Origin of the sequence: Streptococcus mitis, from assembly GCF_023109515.1 — a bacterium.
GTDB lineage: Bacteria > Bacillota > Bacilli > Lactobacillales > Streptococcaceae > Streptococcus > Streptococcus mitis_CS.
Window position 1 is genome coordinate 127,096 of sequence record NZ_JALDUM010000004.1, and the last position, 6,000, is coordinate 133,095.

Genomic DNA, 6,000 nt, shown 5'->3' on the forward strand with positions numbered 1-6,000 from the left:
AAAAAAATAAGAATATCAGAAATTTTTCCGACATTCTTATTGATAAACTCATCCAAGTCTAACAGATATTAGACATTGAGATGTTTTTTAAGTGTTCTTCTGGCTGTTCGTGATACGGGGAAATGCAAGCCTTCTAACAAGGTTACTTCTGTGGCAGTCATCTCTTCAATTGCCTGTAAACTGACTAACGTATTGCGATTGGCATAGACAAAGTAATCTTTTTCAGCCTTGGCAGCGATATCCTTGAGACTGCCATAAATAGTCTTGATAGAATGATTTGCATAATAGACCTTGATACGATGAGATTCCACTGAAGTTTCAAAGGCTAAAATCTCATGGTAGGGCAGAGTAAAGCCCCGTCTTCCCTCAAAACTATAGGTAAAGAGACGCATATTTTCCCTCTTATCCACTGCCAGTACATAGTCCAGACAGCGCTCCAGCTGATGACGGTAATCCTCCTCAGGCTGATCCTTGGAAATAAAATCCAAGGCAGACAAGTGGTAGCGAAAAGCTAGAGGTAAGGCCTCCGAGTGCGTGGACACAAAGACAATGCTTGTAAAAGGATCCCGCTCCCGAACCTGTTGAGCAACCTGAAAGCCCCGTTCACGCTCTCCATCAATCTCTAAATCCAATAAATAGAGTTGGTAATGGTCAAAATACTGAGAATACTTTTCAACATCTCCATAGTTTTTGGCAATATCAATTTCTAATCTTAAATTGCGAGAGCGACCAATATCTAGTAAAGTCTGCTCTATCCGTCCTTGCTGGACTCTATCATCTTCTAAAACTAAAATTCTCATTCCTCTCCCCCTCGTTTCTCATCCTTAAATGGCAATTCTAAATCTTGTCTAAAGGTCGTTTCTCCTAGCTGGGTATCTAAGTTCAAATCATAATGAAAAACCATATCCTCCAAGGTCGCTAAGCCCAGTCCACTGTGGCTTTCCTTGGTCGAGTAACCCTTTTGACTGAGAATGCTGGGGTTCAGTTCTTCTTTCTTACGAGTGTTTTCAATGATAAAACGAACACTCCTATCACCTGCCAACAAAGCAACCCAAATCTGCGGATTTTCAGCCTCACTGGTTGCCTCCAAGGCATTTTTAGTAAGAATAGATAGGATACGGATAGCCTCCAACATCGGCAATGCCAGCTCTTCAACAACCCCCACTGTCTCCAAACTAAAATGAATCCCCTGCTTATCTGCCACAATCATGACTTTGGCCAAGGTATTACGAATGGCTATGTCATGGATATTGTGAAGATTAAAGGCTGTGTAGTCCGCCTTCCTCAGCTTTTCATTGGTCTTTAGAAAAACATCTTGATAAATGGTAGACACCTCAGCCATATCTTGATTCGCTATGGCAGGCTCCATGCTAGCGACAATTCCTGCAAAATCATGACGGAAACCTCGAACTTCGTCATAGAGATGACCCAACTTATCCACCATTCCTTGCAAGGAACGATTTTCATCTTCCTGTCTCTGAATGGTCTGCTCATCACGATAAACCTGCTCCAAATGCTTAATGTAAAAAAGCCAAGAGAAAAAGAGAATGAAAATCAGGAGAGAAATGGTCGTGTCAAATCGAACGTAGAAAGGATTACATCCCCCAGACATAATGGATGAAAAAAGTCTGAAACCAAACAATAAGGATAAAATCCACATACTTTTCATCACTAACGATTGAAATTTATCTAAAAATAATATATTGAAATCAATTCCCCATCGTCTTAAAATGACAACAGACAAAAACAACGAAATCAAACTAAATACAGAATTAAATCCACTATGCAAAAAATCAGATAGTTCAGAGTAGTCAAATATCAATCGTATTATAAATGTCAAAACCAAATATCGAATACTTTGATAAAACACAAATAGATAAAGTGCAAGAAAGAGAGCTTCTTTCTTCTTTTTCTTTAACACAATCCAAAATATTATATAAAAGAATAATAAATTGGCAACATGCGAGAAACTCGGAAAAACGAAGGTAGTAAATAGCTTCAAAACTACCAAAAGAAATATAGAACGTTTGTCATAAAATGCTTTAGAGAGTTGACTACCTAAATAAATCGGAGGAGCTAAAATATTGATTAAAATCAATATAAACAATAAAAATTCAAGTAAAATAATCATAAATCCGTTTAATTAACCCATTAGTAGCAAAACACTAGCTTTGCTTTGGGAATAGATATCACCAACTGTAAATATCTTCAAATTGTTCCAATTCTACAAATGTATTTTTCATTTTCATGACAAACTCCTTTTCATAATTTTATATCCTCTCTATCCCCTTATAAATCCACAAAAGGCTTTAGTTTCTTTTAAAATATAAGAAATCTAAAGCCTCTTGAAAATGATTTGCACGTTTTAATTTTATATTCGTTGTGAAGATTGCTTATCTATTTATTTTACCACAAGAACCTTGTAATATTCATACTTATTTGGCTGTGTAATCTTAATTTTTTGACCATAGAAACCATCGATTTCTTTGTCAAAATAATCTGAAAATCTTGATGGCAAGCGTTTCATCTTAAGAACCTCACCAGATTGGTCTGCATATACAAGGAAATGATAGTGGGTTGTAGCCATACCATCATCAATCAGTACAAAGTAACCTGTTTTGAGCTTACCTTGTCCATTATCTAAATAGTATAGTTTATTGTTATTGATTGTGAAGTTATCAAATCGAAGTCGTACACCTGGGTCTTCTAGATAAAGATCATTGCCAACTTTTTTGATTTCTGATCTAGTTGTCATCTCTGGAAGTGGTAATACTCTACGACCATCTGCTCCAAAGTAATATCGACCTGGTAGATTTTGGAAATTACGAATAACTGCCTTAGGATCAATTTCTTGTCCTTCTTCTTTATTATCTACTAAAGCTAAGGTTGTATTTGCAACCTCATCCCCATATTTGTCGGAAAACTTCTTGAACTCAGGTTTAATATACCAAGTGTTTTTATCCACGATAACATCAGTAAAGTTATTTCCGTCAAATTTTGCTTTAATCAGATATTCATATCCATCGCCTAAACGAACAATGTCACCATGTTTATAAGGACTATTTTGTAAAGTGAACATATGGCCATCCTTGCTGAGAATATAGCCTGTCCCATCACTAGAATTTACAACTCTATCAGAGGCCATTGCACCTGATTGTTCGAAATAATACCAATTATTATCTATGCACTCCCAACCTGTCTGCATAGAACCACTAAAACGAAGATAGTACCAAGTAGACCCTTCTTTGTACCAACCAGTGCGCATAGCCCCACTATCTGCGAGTGAATACCATGTATTGCCTTCCTTGTACCAGCCAGTACGCATAGCCCCACTATCTGCGAGCGAATACCAAGTGTTACCGTCTTTGAGCCAGCCTGTCTGCATTTTACCAGAACCATCGAAGTGATACCAAGAGCCAGCATTTTGTACCCATTTATTTTTAGCTAAGCTTCCATCTTGAGAAAGATTCCAGTCAGCGCCATTTTTAACCCAAGTATCTGCAGCCTGTGCTTGATTGATTGACAAAAGCAGACCAGCACCTGCAAGCAAACCAAGTGTAAGTAGTTTAGATTTTTTCATAGCCATTTCCTCCTATTCTATAGCGAAATGAACATGACTTCCTAGTAAACAAAGCTGTTCGATTTTTCGTTTTACTCTGTCAGACGTCTTATTTCACAACAGAAACATTTCCTGTCTTACTATCGATTTTAACAGTTTGACCGTAGAAACCGTCAATTTCTTTATTAAGATAATCTGAAATTCCTGTTGGCAATCGTTTCATTTTAAGAATTTCACCAGATTGGTCTGCATAAACAAGAATATGATAGTGATGATAGCTTGGTCTATCATCAATCAATGCAAAATAACCTGTTTTGAGTTTGCCATTAGCACCATCTAAATAGTATAGTTTATTATTATTGATTGTGAAGCTGGTAGCTCCAAGAAGAAGTCGTGCACCCGGATTTTCTAGATAGACATCATTTCCAACTTTTTTAATCTCTGAATAGGTGGTCATTTCTGGTAAATTTGTTACGCGACGACCATCTGCCCCAAAGTAATACCTGTTTGGTATGTTTTGGAAATTTTTCACGACAGCTTTAGGATTAATTTCTTGTCCTTCTTCTGTATTATCTACTAAAGCCAACATCGTATTGGAAACTTTATCTCCATATTTATCAGAAAACTTCTTAAATTCAGGTTTTATGTACCAAGCATTTTTTTCAACAATGACTCCATCTTTTCTATGAATAAGATGATAATCATACCCATCAGACAAAGTAACAATATTTGTGATAATTGTATCATCCGCTTGAGATTGTTCAACCTGACTTGGGAGTTTGGTTAACAGATATCCATCCTTACCAATGACATAACTTTCTCCATCGCTGGCTGGAATAGCTCTATCTGCGGCCATAGCTCCTGAGTTTTCAAAGTAAGACCATTGACCATTTACAGTCGCCCATCCTGTTGCCATAGCGCCACTGTCTTTGAGGTAGTACCAAGTAGACCCTTCTTTGTACCAACCTGTACGCATGGCGCCACCATCTGCGAGTGAATACCATGTATTGCCTTCCTTGTACCAGCCAGTACGCATAGCGCCACTATCTGCTAGGGAGTACCATGTATTGCCGTCTTTGAGCCAGCCTGTCTGCATTTTACCAGAACCGTCAAAGTGATACCAAGAGCCAGCATTTTGCACCCATTTGTTTTTAGCGAGACTGCCATCTTGTGAAAGATTCCAGTCAGCACCATTTTTAACCCAAGTATCTGCAGCCTGTGCTTGGTTGATAGATAAAAGTAGACCAGCACCTGCAAGCAAACCAAGTGTGAGTAGTTTAGATTTTTTCATAGCCATTTCCTCCTTTATTGAATAGTTACCAAAAAATATTTTTCCATCATAAACATTCTACATAACTCCTAATAATCCTTAAGAGTCAACCAACACCTTCTTTCTATCATCATTGCCCACCCCACACCTTTATGATATACTAAATATAAATATTTTCCTAAAACTTCTACTTTTGGAACATTTTTGGAGGCAAAAATATGCGGTGGGATATTGGTTCAGTTTATAAATACATTCGTAAGTCAAAAGGGATTACACAAAATGAGGTCTGTGGTGACTACATTACTCATTCTAACTTATCTAAGTTTGAAAATAATCATTCTACTCCTAGGTATGATACTATGGAGTTGCTTTTGAGGCAAATTGATATGAGTTTCGATGAATTTCATTATATTTGTCAACATTACCAAATGGATTCTCGTAAGAAATTATTTTCAGAATATTATCAAGTCATTTCTTCACCTAATCTAGAAGAAATGAAGACACTGCTATCAAAATGTCAAATTTATCTAGATGAAGTGCAGAATGATATTCCAATAGAACATGCTGTGAAAGAACTAACCATTTTTATAGAAGTGATTGAAAATCAGTTTTCCGATAAAGCTCAAGCCTTGGCTGAGGAGTTATGGAAAGAATTGGAAAAAAGAGATCAGTGGTTCCTCTCAGATTTACGATTGCTAGTGATGATTATTTTCCATTTCCCTATTGATTCACTAGAAATGCTACGTCAAAGACTTGTAAAATCTCTAAATAAATACACAGATTATCGTCCAATTCAAAGTATTCATTACTCCATTCTAGCCAATATGACACGAATGTACCTTGAAGCAGGGAAGAAAGATGACTGTCTATGCTTAATTCAAGAATGTCTTGATTTAGCAAAAATATTGAAACGGTATGATTTATTAGGTGTAGCTCAAGTACGTCTGGGAATTGTTAATGAAGATCATACTATGATTAATAAAGGATTATCCTTACTAGAATCAACAGATGAAAGTCGATTACTAGAAGAAATGAAAAGAGAAGTTAGTGATTATTATCAAGCAGATTTTTTTGAAACAGAGACCAAACAGTAACTATTACTTTATGAATAAAAGCGAACATGACTTCCTAGTAAACAAAACTGTTCGCTTTTTTCTTTTTACTATGTCAG

The 6,000-nt window shown here is 36.5% G+C and carries 5 protein-coding genes; 1 reads left to right on the plus strand and 4 read right to left on the minus strand.

Translation table 11 applies throughout. The annotated features are described in order from the left end of the window. Positions 1-68: 68 nt before the first annotated feature. The 4 genes from M1G05_RS08965 to M1G05_RS08980 form a co-directional block, all read right to left on the minus strand. Positions 69-800, minus strand: coding sequence for a response regulator transcription factor (locus M1G05_RS08965; RefSeq protein WP_001221869.1), 732 nt, complete (start codon positions 798-800; stop codon positions 69-71). Further along, complete coding sequence (locus M1G05_RS08970; RefSeq protein WP_247953589.1) at positions 797-1,669, minus strand: GHKL domain-containing protein; 873 nt, start codon at positions 1,667-1,669, stop codon at positions 797-799. Before M1G05_RS08970 ends, M1G05_RS08965 begins: the two co-directional genes overlap by 4 nt. Positions 1,670-2,401: 732 nt before the next feature. Continuing rightward, on the minus strand, positions 2,402-3,580 hold the full coding sequence (locus M1G05_RS08975; RefSeq protein ID WP_247953586.1) for an N-acetylmuramoyl-L-alanine amidase family protein: 1,179 nt from the start codon (positions 3,578-3,580) through the stop codon (positions 2,402-2,404). A gap of 88 nt (positions 3,581-3,668) precedes the next feature. Beyond that, the gene (locus M1G05_RS08980) at positions 3,669-4,850 is read right to left on the minus strand and encodes an N-acetylmuramoyl-L-alanine amidase family protein (protein ID WP_247953587.1); all 1,182 of its coding nucleotides are present in this window, start codon (positions 4,848-4,850) and stop codon (positions 3,669-3,671) included. Positions 4,851-5,047: 197 nt separating this feature from the next. On the opposite strand from M1G05_RS08980, the gene M1G05_RS08985 reads away from it, so the two are divergent. Beyond that, complete coding sequence (locus tag M1G05_RS08985; protein ID WP_001267147.1) at positions 5,048-5,923, plus strand: helix-turn-helix domain-containing protein; 876 nt, start codon at positions 5,048-5,050, stop codon at positions 5,921-5,923. Positions 5,924-6,000 lie beyond the last annotated feature (77 nt).